General features: G+C 41.8%; 13 protein-coding genes. 6 read left to right on the forward strand and 7 right to left on the reverse strand.

The features are described from left to right. The first annotated feature begins 9 nt into the window (after positions 1-9). The gene (locus tag HGO23_RS15925) at positions 10-468 is read left to right on the forward strand and encodes an NfeD family protein (RefSeq protein WP_209027232.1); all 459 of its coding nucleotides are present in this window, start codon (positions 10-12) and stop codon (positions 466-468) included. Here the strand turns inward: HGO23_RS15925 and cueR are convergent. Then, positions 459-863, reverse strand: coding sequence for a Cu(I)-responsive transcriptional regulator (gene cueR / locus HGO23_RS15930; RefSeq protein WP_209027233.1), 405 nt, complete (start codon positions 861-863; stop codon positions 459-461). The genes HGO23_RS15925 and cueR overlap by 10 nt on opposite strands. Before the next feature lie 86 nt (positions 864-949). Here cueR and copA point away from each other — a divergent pair, with 86 nt between their 5' ends. The 3 genes from copA to ybaK all read left to right on the forward strand — a co-directional run bounded on the left by copA (position 950) and on the right by ybaK (position 4,985). After that, complete coding sequence (gene copA / locus HGO23_RS15935; protein WP_099135791.1) at positions 950-3,502, forward strand: copper-exporting P-type ATPase CopA; 2,553 nt, start codon at positions 950-952, stop codon at positions 3,500-3,502. Positions 3,503-3,630: 128 nt separating this feature from the next. Continuing rightward, entirely contained in the window at positions 3,631-4,434 is an 804-nt protein-coding gene (locus HGO23_RS15940) for a TraB/GumN family protein (RefSeq protein ID WP_099135792.1), read from the forward strand. A gap of 74 nt (positions 4,435-4,508) precedes the next feature. Then, positions 4,509-4,985, forward strand: coding sequence for a Cys-tRNA(Pro)/Cys-tRNA(Cys) deacylase YbaK (ybaK, locus tag HGO23_RS15945; protein WP_209027234.1), 477 nt, complete (start codon positions 4,509-4,511; stop codon positions 4,983-4,985). Positions 4,986-5,619: 634 nt separating this feature from the next. Here ybaK and ushA read toward each other — a convergent pair. Then, a complete protein-coding gene (gene ushA / locus HGO23_RS15950) occupies positions 5,620-7,278 on the reverse strand; it encodes a bifunctional UDP-sugar hydrolase/5'-nucleotidase UshA (RefSeq protein WP_209027235.1) in 1,659 nt (552 codons plus the stop codon). A gap of 341 nt (positions 7,279-7,619) precedes the next feature. Here ushA and HGO23_RS15955 point away from each other — a divergent pair, with 341 nt between their 5' ends. Beyond that, positions 7,620-8,864, forward strand: a complete 1,245-nt coding sequence (locus tag HGO23_RS15955; protein ID WP_209027236.1) for an MFS transporter — start codon at positions 7,620-7,622, stop codon at positions 8,862-8,864. A 215-nt stretch (positions 8,865-9,079) separates the two neighbouring features. Next, positions 9,080-10,792 (forward strand): YbaL family putative K(+) efflux transporter, encoded by a 1,713-nt coding sequence (gene ybaL, locus HGO23_RS15960; RefSeq protein ID WP_209027237.1) that lies wholly within the window; start codon positions 9,080-9,082, stop codon positions 10,790-10,792. 58 nt (positions 10,793-10,850) lie between these two features. Here ybaL and HGO23_RS15965 read toward each other — a convergent pair whose 3' ends face one another. The 5 genes from HGO23_RS15965 to htpG all read right to left on the reverse strand — a co-directional run bounded on the left by HGO23_RS15965 (position 10,851) and on the right by htpG (position 17,532). Then, positions 10,851-12,161 carry an inosine/guanosine kinase gene (locus tag HGO23_RS15965; RefSeq protein ID WP_099135798.1) on the reverse strand — a complete coding sequence of 437 codons (1,311 nt, stop codon included), beginning with the start codon at positions 12,159-12,161 and terminating at the stop codon, positions 10,851-10,853. Positions 12,162-12,355: 194 nt separating this feature from the next. Further along, positions 12,356-13,471, reverse strand: a complete 1,116-nt coding sequence (gene wzz(fepE), locus HGO23_RS15970; RefSeq protein ID WP_099135799.1) for an LPS O-antigen length regulator Wzz(fepE) — start codon at positions 13,469-13,471, stop codon at positions 12,356-12,358. Positions 13,472-13,686: 215 nt separating this feature from the next. Beyond that, a complete protein-coding gene (hemH, locus tag HGO23_RS15975; protein WP_209027238.1) occupies positions 13,687-14,652 on the reverse strand; it encodes a ferrochelatase in 966 nt (321 codons plus the stop codon). A gap of 172 nt (positions 14,653-14,824) precedes the next feature. After that, positions 14,825-15,469, reverse strand: coding sequence for an adenylate kinase (gene adk, locus HGO23_RS15980; protein ID WP_209027239.1), 645 nt, complete (start codon positions 15,467-15,469; stop codon positions 14,825-14,827). Between the two features lie 173 nt (positions 15,470-15,642). Next, positions 15,643-17,532, reverse strand: coding sequence for a molecular chaperone HtpG (gene htpG / locus HGO23_RS15985; protein WP_169923053.1), 1,890 nt, complete (start codon positions 17,530-17,532; stop codon positions 15,643-15,645). Positions 17,533-17,650: the final 118 nt, after the last annotated feature.

Here is a 17,650-nt window from a genome sequence, read left to right on the forward strand (position 1 = left end):
TAACTAACTATGATTGAACAGATTGCCACTCAACCAGTCTGGTTTTGGCTCTGTTTTGGTGGGTTACTATTAATTGCAGAGCTGCTGGGAACAGGGGGATATTTGCTGTGGACAGGGAGCGCTGCCGTAATTGTCGCCCTGATCACATGGCTTTTCCCTGAAATGAGCTGGGAGCTGCAAGGCACTCTGTTTGCTGCCTTGACACTACTCTCTGCCATTGCGTGGCGTAGCTGGCTACGTTACCGCCCGCGCAATAGCGATAAGATGCTCAATCAGAAAAATCAGCAGTTAATTGGGCTGCACGCTCGTTTAATCGCAGATACCGAAAATGGCTATGGGCGTATCAAACTGGCTGATGGCAGTTGGCGCATTTATTGTGACAGCGAATTGACTGCCAATACCGAAGTTGAAATCATTGCCGTTGACGGGATCACATTAAAGGTTAAGCCTGTATCTCATCAATCGTGATTGGCATAGCAACCAGATAGTTGTTCAATGATAGGGCAATCTGCCCTATCATCTCCCGGACATTCGGCAGCCAACGCTAATAGCTTTTCCCTGATCTGCTGTAATTTCACAATTTTTTCTTCTATTTCAGCCACTTTTTGTAGTGTCGCTGTTTTCACATCTACACTGTGACGATTGGGATTACGGGATAACCGTAATAACTCCCGGCACTCTTCAATCGTAAACCCTATTTCTCTTGCCTGACGTAAGAGTACCAATTCATCAATATGCTTCTGTTGGTAAAAACGATAGCCATTATCTCCCCGCTCCGGCACAGTAATCAGATCTTTCTCTTCATAAAACCGAATAGCTTTGCTGGTTAAACCAGTCTTACGGGCAATTTCACTGATATTCATATTTTCCCCTTGACCTTCCCCTTGCAGGAAGGTTTAGCCTAAAAGGATAACGATAAGTATATCACTCTGTTTCAGGAGATTTTATTATGTCCACAACAACCATTCTCGCACTTCAGGGCTTGACCTGTATGCACTGTGTCGGCAGTGTCAAAAAGGCACTGGAAAATCTGCCCGGTGTTGAACAAGCAGAAGTCACTCTTGAATACGCTAAAGTGAGCGGCAGTGTAACTCCAGATACATTGATTGCTGCCATTACTGATACGGGTTATCACGCTGAATTAGCAGGGGAAACTTATTTCCCAAAAAATAAGCCGCTGACAACATCTGCCTCAGAATCTACTTCACAAACACCGGAGTTTTTGGCAGCGGCAATAGATCCTACTCCGGATATACGATCCACTTCAAACGACCATGATAGTATCCAGCTTCTATTAGATGGTATGAGCTGTGCTAGTTGTGTCAATAAAGTACAAAAAGCCCTGCAATCTGTTACAGGAGTTGAAAACGCCAAAGTCAACCTTGCAGAGAGAAGTGCATTGGTTACGGGGACAGCATCTCCCAATGCTCTGGTCGATGCTGTTATCAAAGCTGGTTATGGCGCAGAAATCATTCTGGATGAAACCGAGCGCCGGGAACGTCAGCAGCAAATTGCTCAGGCCAATATGCGCCGTTTCCGCTGGCAGTCAGCCCTCGCTCTGGCTGTCGGGGTTCCGGTCATGATTTGGGGCATGATCGGTGACAATATGATGCTCACCCCAGATAACCATACAATTTGGCTGAGCATCGGACTGGTTACTCTTGCCGTCATGATATTTGCTGGCGGACATTTTTATCGCAATGCGTGGCAAAGCCTGAAAAATGGCAGTGCCACAATGGACACATTAGTTGCACTAGGAACGGGGGCCGCATGGCTCTACTCTATCAGCGTTAATTTATGGCCGGATATTTTCCCGCCTCAGGCGCGCCACATTTATTATGAAGCCAGCGCTATGATTATTGGCTTAATTAATCTCGGACACGCCTTAGAGCAACGTGCACGCCAACGCTCCTCAAAAGCGCTTGAGCGATTGTTGGATTTAACACCTCCAACAGCCCGGATCATCATAGAAGGTGGTGAGAAAACCTTGCCATTAGCTGATGTTAAACCTGATATGACATTGCGGCTGGTAACAGGGGATCGAGTTCCCGTGGATGGTGAAATCATCCACGGTACAGTCTGGTTAGATGAAGCGATGCTGACAGGTGAAGCGGTTCCTCAACAAAAATCAATTGGCGATACAGTTCATGCGGGAACTGTAGTACAAGATGGAACTGTACTCTTCAAAGCCTCAGCAGTGGGTAGCCAAACCACTTTGGCAAGAATTATCAAGCTGGTACGTCAGGCACAAAGTAGTAAACCTGAAATCGGCCAATTGGCGGATAAAATATCCTCAATATTTGTACCTGTTGTCGTTGCTATCGCACTAATTGCGGGGGCAATTTGGTTTTTCATCGGCCCGGCTCCCCAAATCATGTACTCACTGGTTATCATCACCACAGTGTTGATTATCGCCTGCCCTTGTGCACTCGGCCTGGCAACACCAATGTCCATCATTTCCGGTGTCGGAAGAGCGGCAGAATTGGGTGTACTGATACGTGATGCTGATGCCCTACAACAAGCCAGCCAGCTCGATACCCTTGTTTTCGATAAAACGGGAACATTGACTGAAGGGATGCCACAGATCACTGAAATTCAAACTTTCAACGGATTCACAGAAGAACAAGTATTACTGTGGGCTGGTGCACTGGAAAGCGGTTCAAATCATCCTTTGGCAAAGGCCATTCTTCTGAAAGTTGAAAGTGAACAAGTTGAAGATCAACAATTACCTGAAGTAACACAATTCCATACTTTAGCCGGAACTGGTGTACGCGGGAATGTTGGTAATACAACACTGTTGTTAGGAAATCTGAACTTACTCGAACAAAATCAAATTGATACAACAGAATTTAAATCACAGGTGGACAAACAGGCAGAAAAAGGTGCTACTCCCGTTATACTGGCAGTCGACGGAAAAGTGGCCGCTCTGTTTTCAATAGGTGACCCACTACGTCAGGATACCGTCTCCGCCCTGCAACGCTTACATCTTCAGGGTTATCGTTTAGTCATGCTGACAGGTGATCATCCTGTAACAGCCAATGCTATAGCCAAAGAGGCTGGTATTGATCAAGTCATAGCAGGAGTGCTACCTGATGGTAAAGCCGCAGCCATTCAGAATCTCCAGTCTGAAGGTAAGAAAGTCGCCATGATTGGTGACGGCATCAATGATGCACCTGCATTGGCACAAGCAGATGTGGGGATTGCCATGGGGAGTGGTAGTGATATCGCCATTGAAACTGCGTCAATTACCCTGATGCAACATAGCCTGCATGGTGTTGCCGACGCAGTTGAATTGTCCAAGGGCACATTGCGTAATATGAAACAAAATTTATTTGGCGCATTCATCTATAATACGCTGGGTATCCCGATTGCAGCAGGTATTCTCTACCCCCTAACCGGAACATTATTGAATCCAGTAATTGCCGGAGCTGCCATGGCTCTCTCTTCAATTACTGTGGTCAGTAATGCCAATCGGTTACTGTACTTTAAAACTAAACGCTGATATTCCACATTAATCATGCAGACATCGAAAAGCTAAACAACGCCGAGTTTAGCTTTTCATTTATCACTTTCTTGTTAACCTTTAACGCGTTAGCATACCCATTCACGCCAATTACCGGAGTATGTAGTATGGGAAAACTAATGACATATCTCAGCAATGTATTAGGCCTGAATTCCCAACGATATTACCCCTATCCTGCTTTTGACGTTACTCTGCCGAAAAATAGACAATTACATATTGTTGGTAGTATCCATATGGGTACAGAAAATATGTATCCACTTTCTGAAATCCTGTTGGAACAACTGGAGCAGTGCGATTCTTTGATTGTCGAAGCAGATATCACCCAATCTGGTTCACCATTCGGAAAAATATTTCCTGAACAGGTCATACTGTCACAACGTTTATCAGCTGAACATTTTGGTGTCTTACAGCAGTACTGCCACGAGATCCAACACCCGGTAGAGTCACTGGATCCATTACCTTCATGGCAAGTAGCCCTGATCCTACAGGCCGCTCAGGCTCAATACTTAGGACTGCGTCCCCAATACGGCATTGATTTTCAACTACTGAGTAGTGCAAGGGCCATTGATAAAAATATTATCGAGCTGGAAGGAACCGATACTCAGGTTAATTTACTCGCCAAACTACCGAATGGTGGCATCTCTCTGCTAGAGGATACTCTGGTTCACTGGCATACTAACGCCCGTGCTTTACAAACAATGATTAGCTGGTGGATGAATTACAAACCAAACCAAACAAATGAAGCATTACCACAGACTTTCTGTGAAGTTATTTACCAGACCTTGATGACTGAACGTAACCGCCAATGGAGTGAACAATTACATGACTTACCCGCAGGAAAATATTTAGTAGCTGTCGGAGCATTACATCTCCATGGTGAAAACAATTTACTGAAACTGTTACAACAATAACCATTACAAGAACAGGAATAAAAACTATTTCTAATAGTTACTATTTATACAGATAATTTTACAGGAAATACGACATGACTCCTGCTGTTACTCTACTGGAAAAACACAAAATTAATTTCAAACTTCATCCTTATGAACATGATGTTAATGAATATAATTTCGGTGATGAAGTGGTTAAAAAACTTGGGTTAGATGCTAAGCAGGTTTTTAAAACCCTCTTAGTTTCATTGAATGGTGATCCTAAAAATTTGGCTGTTGCTGTTACTCCGGTCGCGGGACAACTGGATTTAAAAAAAATCGCCAAAGTATTTAAAGCGAAAAAAGCTGATATGGCTGATCCACAGTTGGCACAAAAAGTGACAGGCTACCTGGTGGGTGGCATCAGCCCATTAGGACAAAAAAAGCGTCTTCCCACTGTCATTGACAGTCAGGCTCAAAGCCTCCCGACTCTGTTTATCTCTGGTGGTAAACGTGGCCTGGATATTGAACTGGCACCGACTGATTTGAGCCAACTACTTAATTGTCCATTTGCTGATATTGCCAAAATTTGAAAACTAATTGTAATTACCACTGAATTTTTCGAGCTGGCTCTGTTTTCTTGAAAACAGGGTCTTGTTCAATTATCTAATGCCGATATACTTCCCATATAGCAAAAACAATATCATTTACCCTTTCAAGTAACTTAATTTTAAATAAAAAAGGGCTAATTTTTGCTTATTTTTCATTGACTTTTAAGGAGCTGAGAGCATATTCATTTTCTATTTCAAAAAAAATCAGGAAACTCAATGGCATCAGTAAAAACGCTAATACGATAAAAGTTTACTTAATCGGCCAAATAGCAAAGAACTTTTTATTCAATCAAAAACCAATAAAATTCGAAGATATTTTTCTTTATATAAGGAATATTATTAACACAGCAAAAATTCTAATTGGAGGAAGAGTTATTGCCTTGGAATGTGAAAACAATCCTAAACTCATAGCATTATACTTGAAACATGGATTTAAAAAACTATCGGAAAAAGAAGGAGGAAAAAATTCACTGATAACCATGATATTCAATAATTAGATAACCATTTATTTTCAACCATTCCTATTTTAGCTTATTTATCACCGTTTCCAATAGTAAGTAAAAGACCATCTATCTTACGATGGTCTTTTTTACCAATAATTAATCTTCACCAATTATCATTTGTTAGCAATTTCGCCGTTCGGTTCATAGTCCGCCACTTTCAGCGGAGAGTGTTTCTCAATGTATCCTTTTAATACTTCTGCATCGACAAAACCGGTATTAACATATCCCGGTAAATCATCAACTCGCGGATAGCCGTCACCACCGATAGCATTGAAGTTCAACGTTGCCATCCGGTAAGTTTTATTCAGATCCAGTAGTTTTCCACCAATTTTGACATCACTGATATTTTTACCATCTTTCACAAAACTGACATTGTAGAACTGACCATAAGCACCAGAATCAGCTTCCATATTCGCAGCAGCAGTCAAATAAGGCAGAACTTCACTTCCTTTGAAGTCTACATAAACCAATTGATTAGAAAATGGATGAACTTTTAATACATCTTTATAAGTGATATCCCCAGCTTCAATAGAATCCCGGATCCCTCCTCCACTCATCACAGCAAAATCAGCGTTTGCCCGTTCCATTTGTGCTGCCAGCACGAGGTGAGCCATATTGGTCTGTATAAAACGAACTTTGCTGCGATCGCCCTCCAATTGACCGTCAACAGATCCAATTTTGACACCTAATTTCTGATCCCCTTTATCCTGATAAGGTGTCAACAATTTCAGCATTTCAGAGTTTTGAGGAATTTGGTGAGTGTAGTAAACACGCTCTGTGCTCCCGTCTTCTTTTTTGACCCTTTTATTTAAATTGATGGGAATTAATTGATAGTGAACTAGCTTAAATTCACCATTGCGAAACTGGAAATCAGCCCGACCAACATATTTTCCCCACTCATGTGCCTGAACAATCCATGTCCCATTTTGACGATCCGGAGAACAAGGCGTTCCAGGGACATAATTCACCTGTTTATAGTTTTTATTTTCCGCAGACATACAAACCGGATCTTGTGAATGTCCACCCACAATCATATTTAAATAACCAGCAGGTAAACTACGTGCCATTTCCACATCACCAGGCGCATTCGTGCCATGATGACCGTCGTCGTAGTGCCCCATGTGGGTTGCTGCAATAATGACATCCGGCTTTTCACTTTTCTTCAGTTCATCAATGACTTTTTTTGCTTCTTCGGCAGGTATACGGAATTCCACATCAGGGAAATTAGCCGGATTACCTATTTTAGCTGTATCATCAGTAGTTAAACCAATAACCGCAATCTTCACAGCTTGCTTATCGAATATCACATATGGCTTAAATAAGCGCTTGCCGGTACTGGTTTGATAAATATTCGCTGACAAGAATGGGAAAGTCGCCCATTTTCCCTGTTGATAGAGCACATTCAAAGGTTTATCGAATTCATGGTTTCCCAACGCCATCGCGTCATAACCCACTAGATTCATTCCTTTAAAATCCGGCTCAGCATCCTGCATATCCGATTCAGGAACACCAGTGTTGATATCCCCGCCAGATAACAACAATACACTGCCGCCTTTTTTAGCAACTTCCTGACGGATAGAATCCACTACGGTTTTTTGAGCTGCCAGACCATACTCTCCATGATCATTCTGCCAAAAGTGACCATGATGATCATTGGTATGCAGGATTGTAATATCGTACGTTTTATCCTTTTCCCAAGCAGATGCGATCATCGGTGACAATGACAGAGAAACAACCAGGGCACATACTGACGCTTTAAATGAAAATTTCATCGGGTATCTCCATGTTCCTTAAATAAATCTGTTATTAGTTTTCAAGAATGTTGAAACCTACCCCGTTTAAGGCATGTTACTTTTTTATAACAAGAAACCTTACTAGAATAAGTACATATTCACCACAGAATGGAATAACGACACGACGTTAGACACGGTGTTTTTTCGATCAAGATTACATAATCAGGCTATTAAATAGAGTGTTATTTCATTTTTTTGCGATAAGCATCAAATTATATCAAGATAAGCGAAGATTTTATTAGGAAGTTAATATGTATTAAGGCGTAACAATTAAATGACAATTCAACACCACCACAACGTAGGTGAGACTGGGTGAAATAATGAACAAAATTAGGCAAAATAAGACTATCCCATTATCAGATCCGCGGAAAAAAACACAGGGAACTGCTTTCTCAATACTGGGTGCGATCAGCTTATCTCATCTCCTGAATGATATGATCCAATCGCTCATTTTAGCAATTTACCCACTATTGCAGTCTGAATTTACCCTTAGCTTTATCCAGATCGGAATGATCACTCTGACTTATCAGGTTACTGCATCCTTACTACAACCTCTCATCGGCTTATATACAGATAAACACCCTCAACCTTACTCACTCCCTATCGGGATGGGGTTTACGCTATCCGGATTACTTTTATTAGCCTACGCAGACAGTTTTCCTATTATATTATTGGCCGCGGCACTAGTCGGCACAGGTTCATCTGTTTTTCATCCTGAATCATCACGGGTTGCTCGAATGGCTTCGGGTGGCCGTCTTGGATTAGCTCAATCTTTATTTCAGGTAGGTGGAAATCTGGGCAGTGCACTTGGCCCTCTGTTAGCGGCTATCATCATAGCGCCTTATGGTAAAGGCAATGTGGGATGGTTTTCTCTGGCGGCTCTGTTGGCTATCATCATTTTGTTACAAGTCAGTCAGTGGTACAAAATGCAGTACCATGCCACTTCACGCCATATATCCAATACGCTCCCCCATCCCCGTCTCTCTAAAAAAATTATTATCCGTTCATTCATCATTCTTCTGGTACTGATTTTCTCAAAGTATTTCTATCTCACCAGTATCAGCAGTTATTACACCTTTTACCTGATCCAAAAATTCGGTATTTCCGTACAAAGTGCGCAGATTCATCTCTTTGTATTTTTGTTTGCTGTGGCTACAGGCACGATTATTGGTGGCCCAATCGGTGATAAGATTGGCCGTAAATATGTCATCTGGGGATCTATCCTGGGCGTTGCCCCTTTTACTCTGTTATTACCTTATGTATCGCTATTCTGGACAGGTGCTCTCAGCGTTATTATCGGTCTGATACTGGCATCTGCATTTTCTGCCATTCTGGTCTATGCACAAGAATTGATCCCCGGCAAAACAGGCATGGTTGCGGGCTTATTCTTTGGGCTGGCATTTGGTATGGGAGGCATCGGTGCAGCAGTACTTGGCTATGTAGCAGATAAAACCAACATAGAATCAGTTTACAAAATTTGTGCTTTTTTACCACTTCTTGGTATTTTTACCCTATTCTTGCCAAATATAGAAAAGAAGAATGAGAAAAATAGTACAAGATACTAAAAAATATTATTTTCTTAATATCACTTCTCTTTGTAAACATGAGTAAATAATGAAAAGATCTACATAAAATACCATTACAATAATATTTATGTAGATCGCCTGCATTTCCATATAAAAGAATATTTTTCAAGCAATTACCTTAAATTATTTGTAAAATAAATTATTACCTCACCTAATAATACAATCTATAACAATCTAACCTAGAAGGAGCCTTGATGGAGCATTCGACACCTCTAATCACGACTATTGTTGGCGGTTTTCTTCTCGCCTATCTGCTCGGTATGTTTGCACAGCGCCTGAGAATCTCGCCTTTAGTAGGCTATCTTATGGCAGGTGTACTCGCCGGACCTTTTACACCTGGTTTTGTTGCCGATACTTCTCTGGCACCCGAACTTTCAGAAATTGGCGTGATCTTACTGATGTTTGGTGTCGGCCTGCATTTTTCACTCAAAGACTTATTAGCCGTAAAATCAATTGCAATCCCAGGTGCTATTGCACAGATAGCCGTTGCAACCGTTCTGGGAGTCGGCTTATCAAAACTACTTGGCTGGGGATTATTCAGTGGGATTGTCTTTGGCCTCTGCCTGTCAACCGCCAGTACCGTAGTGCTTCTCAGAGCACTGGAAGAGCGTCAACTCATTGATAGCCAACGAGGTCAGATTGCGATTGGCTGGTTAATTGTTGAAGATCTGGCAATGGTACTAACTCTGGTATTACTACCCGCATCTGCTGGTATCTTAGATAATCAGAATGCAGATATAGGTCAGTTACTGCTCGGACTGGCTATTACAATTGGCAAAGTTGTCGCCTTTATTTTATTGATGATTTTCGTCGGCCGCCGTCTTATCCCCTGGCTTTTAGCGAGAACAGCCGGTACAGGCTCCCGTGAATTATTTACCCTTGCAGTCCTTACCATCGCATTAGGGGTCGCCTATGGTGCTGTGACACTGTTTGATGTCTCATTTGCATTAGGAGCATTTTTTGCCGGCATGGTGCTGAATGAATCAGAATTGAGTCATCGTGCGGCACAAGATACTTTGCCTCTCAGAGACGCTTTTGCAGTTCTATTCTTTGTGTCCGTAGGCATGTTGTTTGACCCAATGATCCTATTACAACAGCCAATTGCCATTTTAGGAACCCTTGCCATTATAATTATTGGCAAATCAGCCGCCGCTATGTTGTTGGTCAAGATCTTTGGTCATTCGCGACGTACTGCGCTGACAATTTCCGTCAGCCTGGCCCAAATTGGCGAGTTTGCCTTTATTCTGGCAGGGCTCGGAGTAACTTTAGGCATGTTGGATGAAGATGCTCGTAATCTTATACTTGCAGGAGCCATTCTTTCTATTATGTTGAATCCAGTTTTATTCAGCCTGCTGGATCGCTATCTGGAAAAAACAGAAACCATTGAAGAGCAGCTGTTGGAAGAAACATTAGAAGAAGAAACTCAGATCCCTGTCAATATTTGTGGTCATGCCATTGTCGTGGGATATGGCCGGGTTGGTCGTCTGCTTTGCCAATATCTGCAAGAAAGAAATTTTCCCTTGGTAGCCATTGAAGATACACGTGCCGGATTTGAAGAGTTAGGAGAAGCTGGCATCAGTGCCGTAATGGGTAATGCGGCCAAAAAAGATATCATGACATTAGCAAGACTGGATTGCGCTTGTACACTATTCCTGACCATTCCAAATGGTTATGAAGCGGGTAAAATTGTCGAAAATGCGCGGGAAATGAGACCAGATATCAATATCATCGTCCGTGCTCATTATGACGATGAAGTCACTTACATTACAGAACGCGGTGCCAATCACATCATTATTGGTGAACATGAAATCGCCAAAACTATGGCTAATGTACTACCGAAAGATGATGCAGGTTGCCCAATAACTCCACCATCATCACTTTCACCAACCAATCCATCAGCAGCATAATTATTAGCAATATGGAGTATCCCGGTAAAATTAATGGGATACTCCTGAGCAATAATTATTAACGTTCCCAGTATGCTTCTTCGAGACTATCTTCTTTTTCTGGTAATCCACGAGTCAAGCGCGGAGCATGCTGGCTCAATACCTGATAACTCACTCTATTCGCATACTTACATACCTGAGCCAAAGAAGAATATGTCAAATAAGAGCGCATATGTTTGCTGGAATTAGGAACATTCATGCGGTGATAACTATTGGCCGTAATATCATGCAGCAATGCAGACAATGCACCATCTCCTGCTCCATTAGTGTTCATAATCTTCTCAGGCCCTCCCATATATGGCTCAATATGAGAATAGACCCGCATTGGACTCTGACAATCAGCCTGACGCATCGCGCGGCTAAACTCAAAACGATTGAATTCAGCAATTGCACCCGGCAATAATGGATGTGAAGTCTGACGTTTATGCTCTTCTTCAGTGTAACCCGCCATATATAATCCAGCTGGCCCGGCAGTACACAATACGAGATCCACCCAATTCAAAACCATATCTGCCGCCAGCAGAGGATCACTAAAACCAGTCAGTTCCTGAGCTTCATCCTCATTCATAGCTACTACAGAAACGTGCTCTGCCAGAAAATCACGCCACCATTGAGGATCATCAGCAATGACGTATTTAGTTCCTAATGTCAGTACAACAGGGACATTATGCTTTTTCGCATATTCGATAGCTTTCATCGTCGCTTCCGGCATAGGTTCACCTGGCTTACAACGTACCAAATAGGCTGTAATTATCAATGCCGATGCTTCGGCAATAATATGTTCAGGAATATTTTCTGGACTGAGTTGATTCATTAATCCTGGGCTGATAGCGAATGTTCTTTCACCATTTTCAGTTATCAAAGTGAAACAACGGCCAATTGGACCATTAACCCCCTGAAGATGATTTAAATCCATACGGCTGGAAGTATTGCAGAGATAACAATAGGCGTAACTGCCAATTTGGATGTTATTGCACATAGTGCCAAGTAATACGGATTTGTCATCAGCTAAAACAGAGTAATTGTGCAAAGTATTACCGATAGTTCCACCTGCAAACTGATGGTTGATCAAGTTATTTTCTGCTAACTCATTATAGAGTGCCTCAGCCACATCATCCTCAATAACTAATGAATGCCCTTGGCTCAGGTTATAGCGTTGAATAAAACTTTCATCTACTTTCGCTTCAATATCTACCAATATTTGGTCAATACCAACAACATAGGCCCGATTATTTTCAGTATCCATCATCTCTTTGATGGGCTGGAGTAGAGGATCTCTGAGGCTGACAGGAAAATAGTGTTTAGATTTACGCTTACCGGGGAATTTCATAATTGATTGCTGCTATAGAGCCAAAACATGCGGCATATTAGCATAATCCCATTTGGCACAATACTACAGTGAAACAAAAAACCTGATGTTCATAAATGGTATCCATAAAGAAAAGCGGCCAACGTTATTACAACATTAGCCGCTAAAATTACGGTTATTATAAGTCCCTAAAAAATATTGGTTTATAAAACATATTAAGCTGTTTGCTGCTTCTGACGACTACGCACCATATGGCGCATCAGGACAAACATAATGGACAGGATAAAGCCAATAAAGCCAGCACCAACCAGAATCAACAGACGTTTAGGTGAATCTTTCGTTGTTGGCTCATAAGGCTCCTGCATATATCTGAATGGCTGGAAATCAAGTTTATCAATATTTACAGTTCCCAGATTCTTGATATACAAAAGACGGTTACGCAAATCCGCATCTATCATTGTTGAATCGGTGATTCCTTCAGTAATCTGCAATTTTCGTTGCAACGCATCGGAACCTAATGCAATTGAATAATCTGGATCATCCTTAATGATAGAGCCACCATTAGAGACTGGTTTTTTGACACCCGCAGAGTTGGCGATGGAAATCGCATACTTCAATCGTTCAATATCTGTAGCACGCATATTGGTGATACGAGCCAAATCGATCTCATAGAGTTTTTTCGAGTAAACCAGCTTCTGATGCACCATATCATCCAGTTCATCTTTCACCTGATCCCGCACAACTGAAGAGACAAATTTGATATAGCCAGATAATAATTTGTAAGAATCTTCCGCCGTACCGGCACTAAAAGAGAGCGTTGTTTCATAAGACTCATCATCTTTATCTTTTTTAGGCACGGAAGAGGAAATATTTTTATTTACAATCTGTTCGATCAGGCCTCTTTTGCTCTGTGCAGTAATCTCGTCTTTACTGGCAAGCAGTGCTCGGAAATAATCAGTATCCACCAAATACTCTTCACGTAATACACGTGAATTATAGTTTTCAACAAAACGCTTATATAACGACTCTTCTGTCAGCTTTGGTTCAAGATTAAGAACATGCAGCTCTGTTAATACGTTTTTTAATGGCTGAAACTCTTCCAACCCTGGTTGCACCATCGCAGCCGTACTGGTCCATTTTTGTGGCAAGAATGATGCAATACCAAAGCCAATTACTGCAAATACAAAGGATACTGCAATAATCAAATATTTTGATTGAAAGATTACGGAAAACAATTCAAACAGATCAATTTCATCTTCTTGTTGCCTTGAATGATAATAATCTGCATGCTCCTCATAAAAATCTGCGTGCTTAACTGGTTTCTTACTCATTATCTACATTTCCAATCCAAAATAATTTTGCTTCTCAATTGTTGCCCGCCGAGTTTCTGCTCCCACTCACGGATTCTTTTGATTTTGAAGCAATATCCTTAAAAATCACACAACTCGCAAAACATATGCTGGTTAACTATAAGCAAAAATATACATATCAACTAAGGGTTTGCCAGCATGGAGTCCGATAACAATCCATGATTGCCAATAATTCATTACCTGACGATGTTATTGATCAATTGTTCGAACAGCGAAATGTGTGCCTCATTATCGTTAAGTGCAGGTATATACTCAAACTTTTTCCCACCTGAACCCAAAAAAACAACTTTATTCTGTTGCTTAATTTCTTCCAATGTCTCAAGGCAATCAGATGCAAACCCCGGGCATAATACCTGAACATGTTTCACACCTTGTTTTGGCAGCGATGCCATTGTCTTATCCGTGAAGGGTGTTAACCACGGCAAACGACCAAAACGTGATTGGTAGGTCATCATAATTCTATCTGCCGGATAATCCAACATTTGCGACAAAAGCTCAGTCGTTGCCAGGCAATCTTTTGGATAAATATCCCCCATTTTCACCAGACGTTCAGGAATTCCATGGTAAGAAAGAATAAGGCGGTCAGGCTGACCATGTTTTTCAAAACTTTGCTCTACTATTTCCTTTAGCGCAGCAATGTAAGCAGGGTGCCTTGCATAACCACGGATAAAATGCAGATGAGGAATAGTACGATATCCCTGCAATATTTTGCTGATACTATCAAATACAGCTGCCGATGTTGTACTGGAATATTGGGGATAAAGAGGAAGTATGATGAAATGATCAACACGTTGCTGTAACAAAGTATCCACTGCCTGAGGTAAAGAAGGTGAGCCATAAGTCATCCCCAGAACCACAGGAATATTACTCAGCTTTTCACTCAAGCGTTTTTGTTGACGAATACTATAAGCCAGTAAAGGAGATCCCTCTTCTGTCCAGATTTCTTCGTATAGTTTAGCGACACGGGAAGAACGGAAGGGAAGAATAACACCGTGTAAGAATGGCTTCCAAATCAATGCAGGGATATCTACCACCCGTCGGTCACTTAAGAATTTCGCCAAATAACGTCTGATTGCTGCTGGTGTAGGTTCATCTGGCGTGCCAAGATTGACCAATAGAACACCATAATTGCGATTACTCATTCCTCAACACTCCATCAAAATGACTGGTAATCTAAAATAAAACACTATGATAGTCACATATTACATTTTATGGGGCGAGAGTCTCATGGTATATGAGGTAAAAGTCAGGCGGTATTCACACCGCCCGCTCTGGCAGTTCAGGATTAAAATGAATCAAGAACCGACTGTATGATTAACCCAGAATTCTGGCTAATTCTTCGCTGACTTCAGACACCTGACGGGTTCCATCAAGTTTGAAGTATTTTGTATTACCGTTCTGAGCTTCTTGTTGGTAATAAGAAACCAAAGGTGCTGTTTGTGCATGGTATTCAACCAGGCGTTTATGAACTGTATCTTTCTGATCGTCTTTACGAATGGTCAATTCTTCGCCTGTAATGTCGTCGTGGTTTTCCACTTTTGGTGGATTGAATTTGATATGGTAAACACGGCCTGATGGTGCATGTACACGACGACCAATAATGCGTTCAACGATAATTTCGTCTGGAACATCAAACTCCAGCAAATAATCAACCTTGATACCCGCTTCTTTCATAGCATCAGCCTGAGGAATGGTACGTGGAAACCCATCCAACAAGAATCCATTACGGCAATCATCTTGTTTGATGCGCTCTTTAACCAAGGCAATCACCAGCTCGTCAGTGACCAGTTTGCCATTATCCATCAATTCTTTTGCTTTCAAACCTAACTCGGTGCCTGCCTTTACTGCGGCACGCAACATGTCACCTGTTGAAATCTGGGGGATCCCAAATTTCTCCATGATAAATTGCGCCTGAGTCCCCTTACCGGCGCCTGGCGCGCCCAGCAGAATAATACGCATCGCGTAAATCCCCTTGCTATTTGCTTTTCGTATTTTTAAAAGAAAACGAACCACCATACCATTGGAATGGGGGATGGCTCAAGAAAACAGGTAAACGTTTTCGCTTTCATCAAAAAATAAACCACGCTCAATTTTCGGTTGAAGCGTGGTTTATTGTCATAATTTCAGCGAAATTACGCTTGTTCAGCTAATAATAATTGATTCATACGACGAATGAATTGGTTTGGATCATTCAATGTTCCACGTTCAGCAAACAGCGCCTGATCCAGCAGTAATTCTATCCAGTCAGCAAACTGAGCATCATCCTGAATGTCAGCCGCTCTTTTCACCAAATTATGTTCCGGGTTCAGTTCAAAGTTATAACTAACTTCTGGCACTGACTGGCCTGCTGCTGCAAACAGTTTTGCCATTTGAGTCGTCATTCCGTTGGCATCAGTGGTGACTATCGCCGGAGTATCAGTCAATCGATGAGTCAGTTTAACTTCTTTCACACGTTCACCAAGCAGTGTCTTCACGCGTTCAATAAATGGCTCTAGTTTCTTATCTTCTTCTTCCTGCTCGGCTTTGTTCTCATCAGCCAGTTTATCAAGGGATTCATCAGCCTTACTAACTGACTGGAATGATTTACCATCGAACTCAGTCAGATAGCTCATCATCCATTCATCAATACGGTCGGACAACAGCAGAACTTCAATGCCTTTCTTACGGAACAGTTCCAGATGTGGGCTATTCTTCGCCGCAGCATAACTATCAGCCGTAATGTAGTAAATCTTTTCCTGACCTTCAGCCAAGCGGCTGATGTATTCTTCCAGAGAAACAGTTTGTGATGAGCTGTCATTGTAAGTGGTTGCAAAACGCAGTAATTTAGCGATAGCTTCTTTGTTTCCGCCATCCTCAGCCGGGCCTTCTTTCAACACCAGACCAAACTGCTGCCAGAAAGTCTGATATTTCTCTGCGTCATCTTTTGCCAGTTTATCCAACATTTGCAATACACGTTTAGTCAATGCACTGCGCAGATTACGGGTAATTGAACTATCTTGCAGAATTTCTCGAGAAACGTTCAATGGCAGATCGTTGGAATCAATCAGACCACGGACAAAACGCAGATAATTTGGCATGAATTGTTCTGCTTCATCCATGATGAATACACGCTGCACATACAGTTTCAAGCCATGTTTATGTTCACGGTTCCACAAATCCCATGGGGCTTGAGAAGGAATATACAGTAAGCTGGTGTATTCCTGCTTACCTTCAACACGATTGTGGCTCCAGCTCAGAGGATCAGTGAAATCATGAGAGATGTGTTTATAGAATTCTTTATACTCATCATCGCTGATTTCAGCTTTACCACGAGTCCACAAGGCTTGAGCTTTATTGATTTTTTCCCATGCGACAGTAACTGAATCGTCTTCTTCGTTTTTAGTTTGGGTTTCAATTTCAACAGGCAAAGCAATGTGATCAGAATATTTGCCAATGATAGAACGTAGACGCCAGTCGTTAAGGAACTCGCTTTCCCCCTCGCGCAGATGCAGAGTAATTTCTGTACCACGATCTGTCTTTTCAATATCTGCAACAGTGTAATCACCTTCACCGGTCGATTCCCAGAATACACCTTGTTCTGTCTTCGCACCTGCCGCACGGGTACGTACGGTCACTTTATCAGCAACAATAAAGGAGGAGTAAAAACCAACACCAAATTGTCCAATCAACTGGCTATCTTTAGCCTGGTCAGAACCGATAGATTCAAGAAATGCCTTAGTACCGGACTTTGCAATCGTTCCCAAATTATCGATCACTTCATCACGGGTCATACCAATACCATTATCGCTGATGGTAATGGTTTTCTTCTCTTGATCTAAAGCCAGGCGAACGCGCAGTTCAGCATCATTCTCGTACAATTCAGGCGCAGATAACGCCCGGAAGCGTAATTTATCAGCGGCATCTGATGCGTTTGAAATCAGCTCGCGGAGAAAAATTTCTTTATTGGAATAGAGAGAGTGGATCATCAATTGCAATAGTTGTTTGACTTCAGACTGAAATCCACGGGTTTCCTGATCTTTCATGCTCATTTATTACCTCAATCTAAATCCAGTTCAGATATGTAAAATCGGAAGATGGTAATCAAATGGGGATAAAACCTGAAAGTTTCAAGCTCAGATAACAAGAAGAATTTGAAATTAA

It is taken from the genome of Xenorhabdus budapestensis (assembly GCF_017743015.1).
Taxonomy (GTDB): Bacteria; Pseudomonadota; Gammaproteobacteria; order Enterobacterales; family Enterobacteriaceae; genus Xenorhabdus; species Xenorhabdus budapestensis.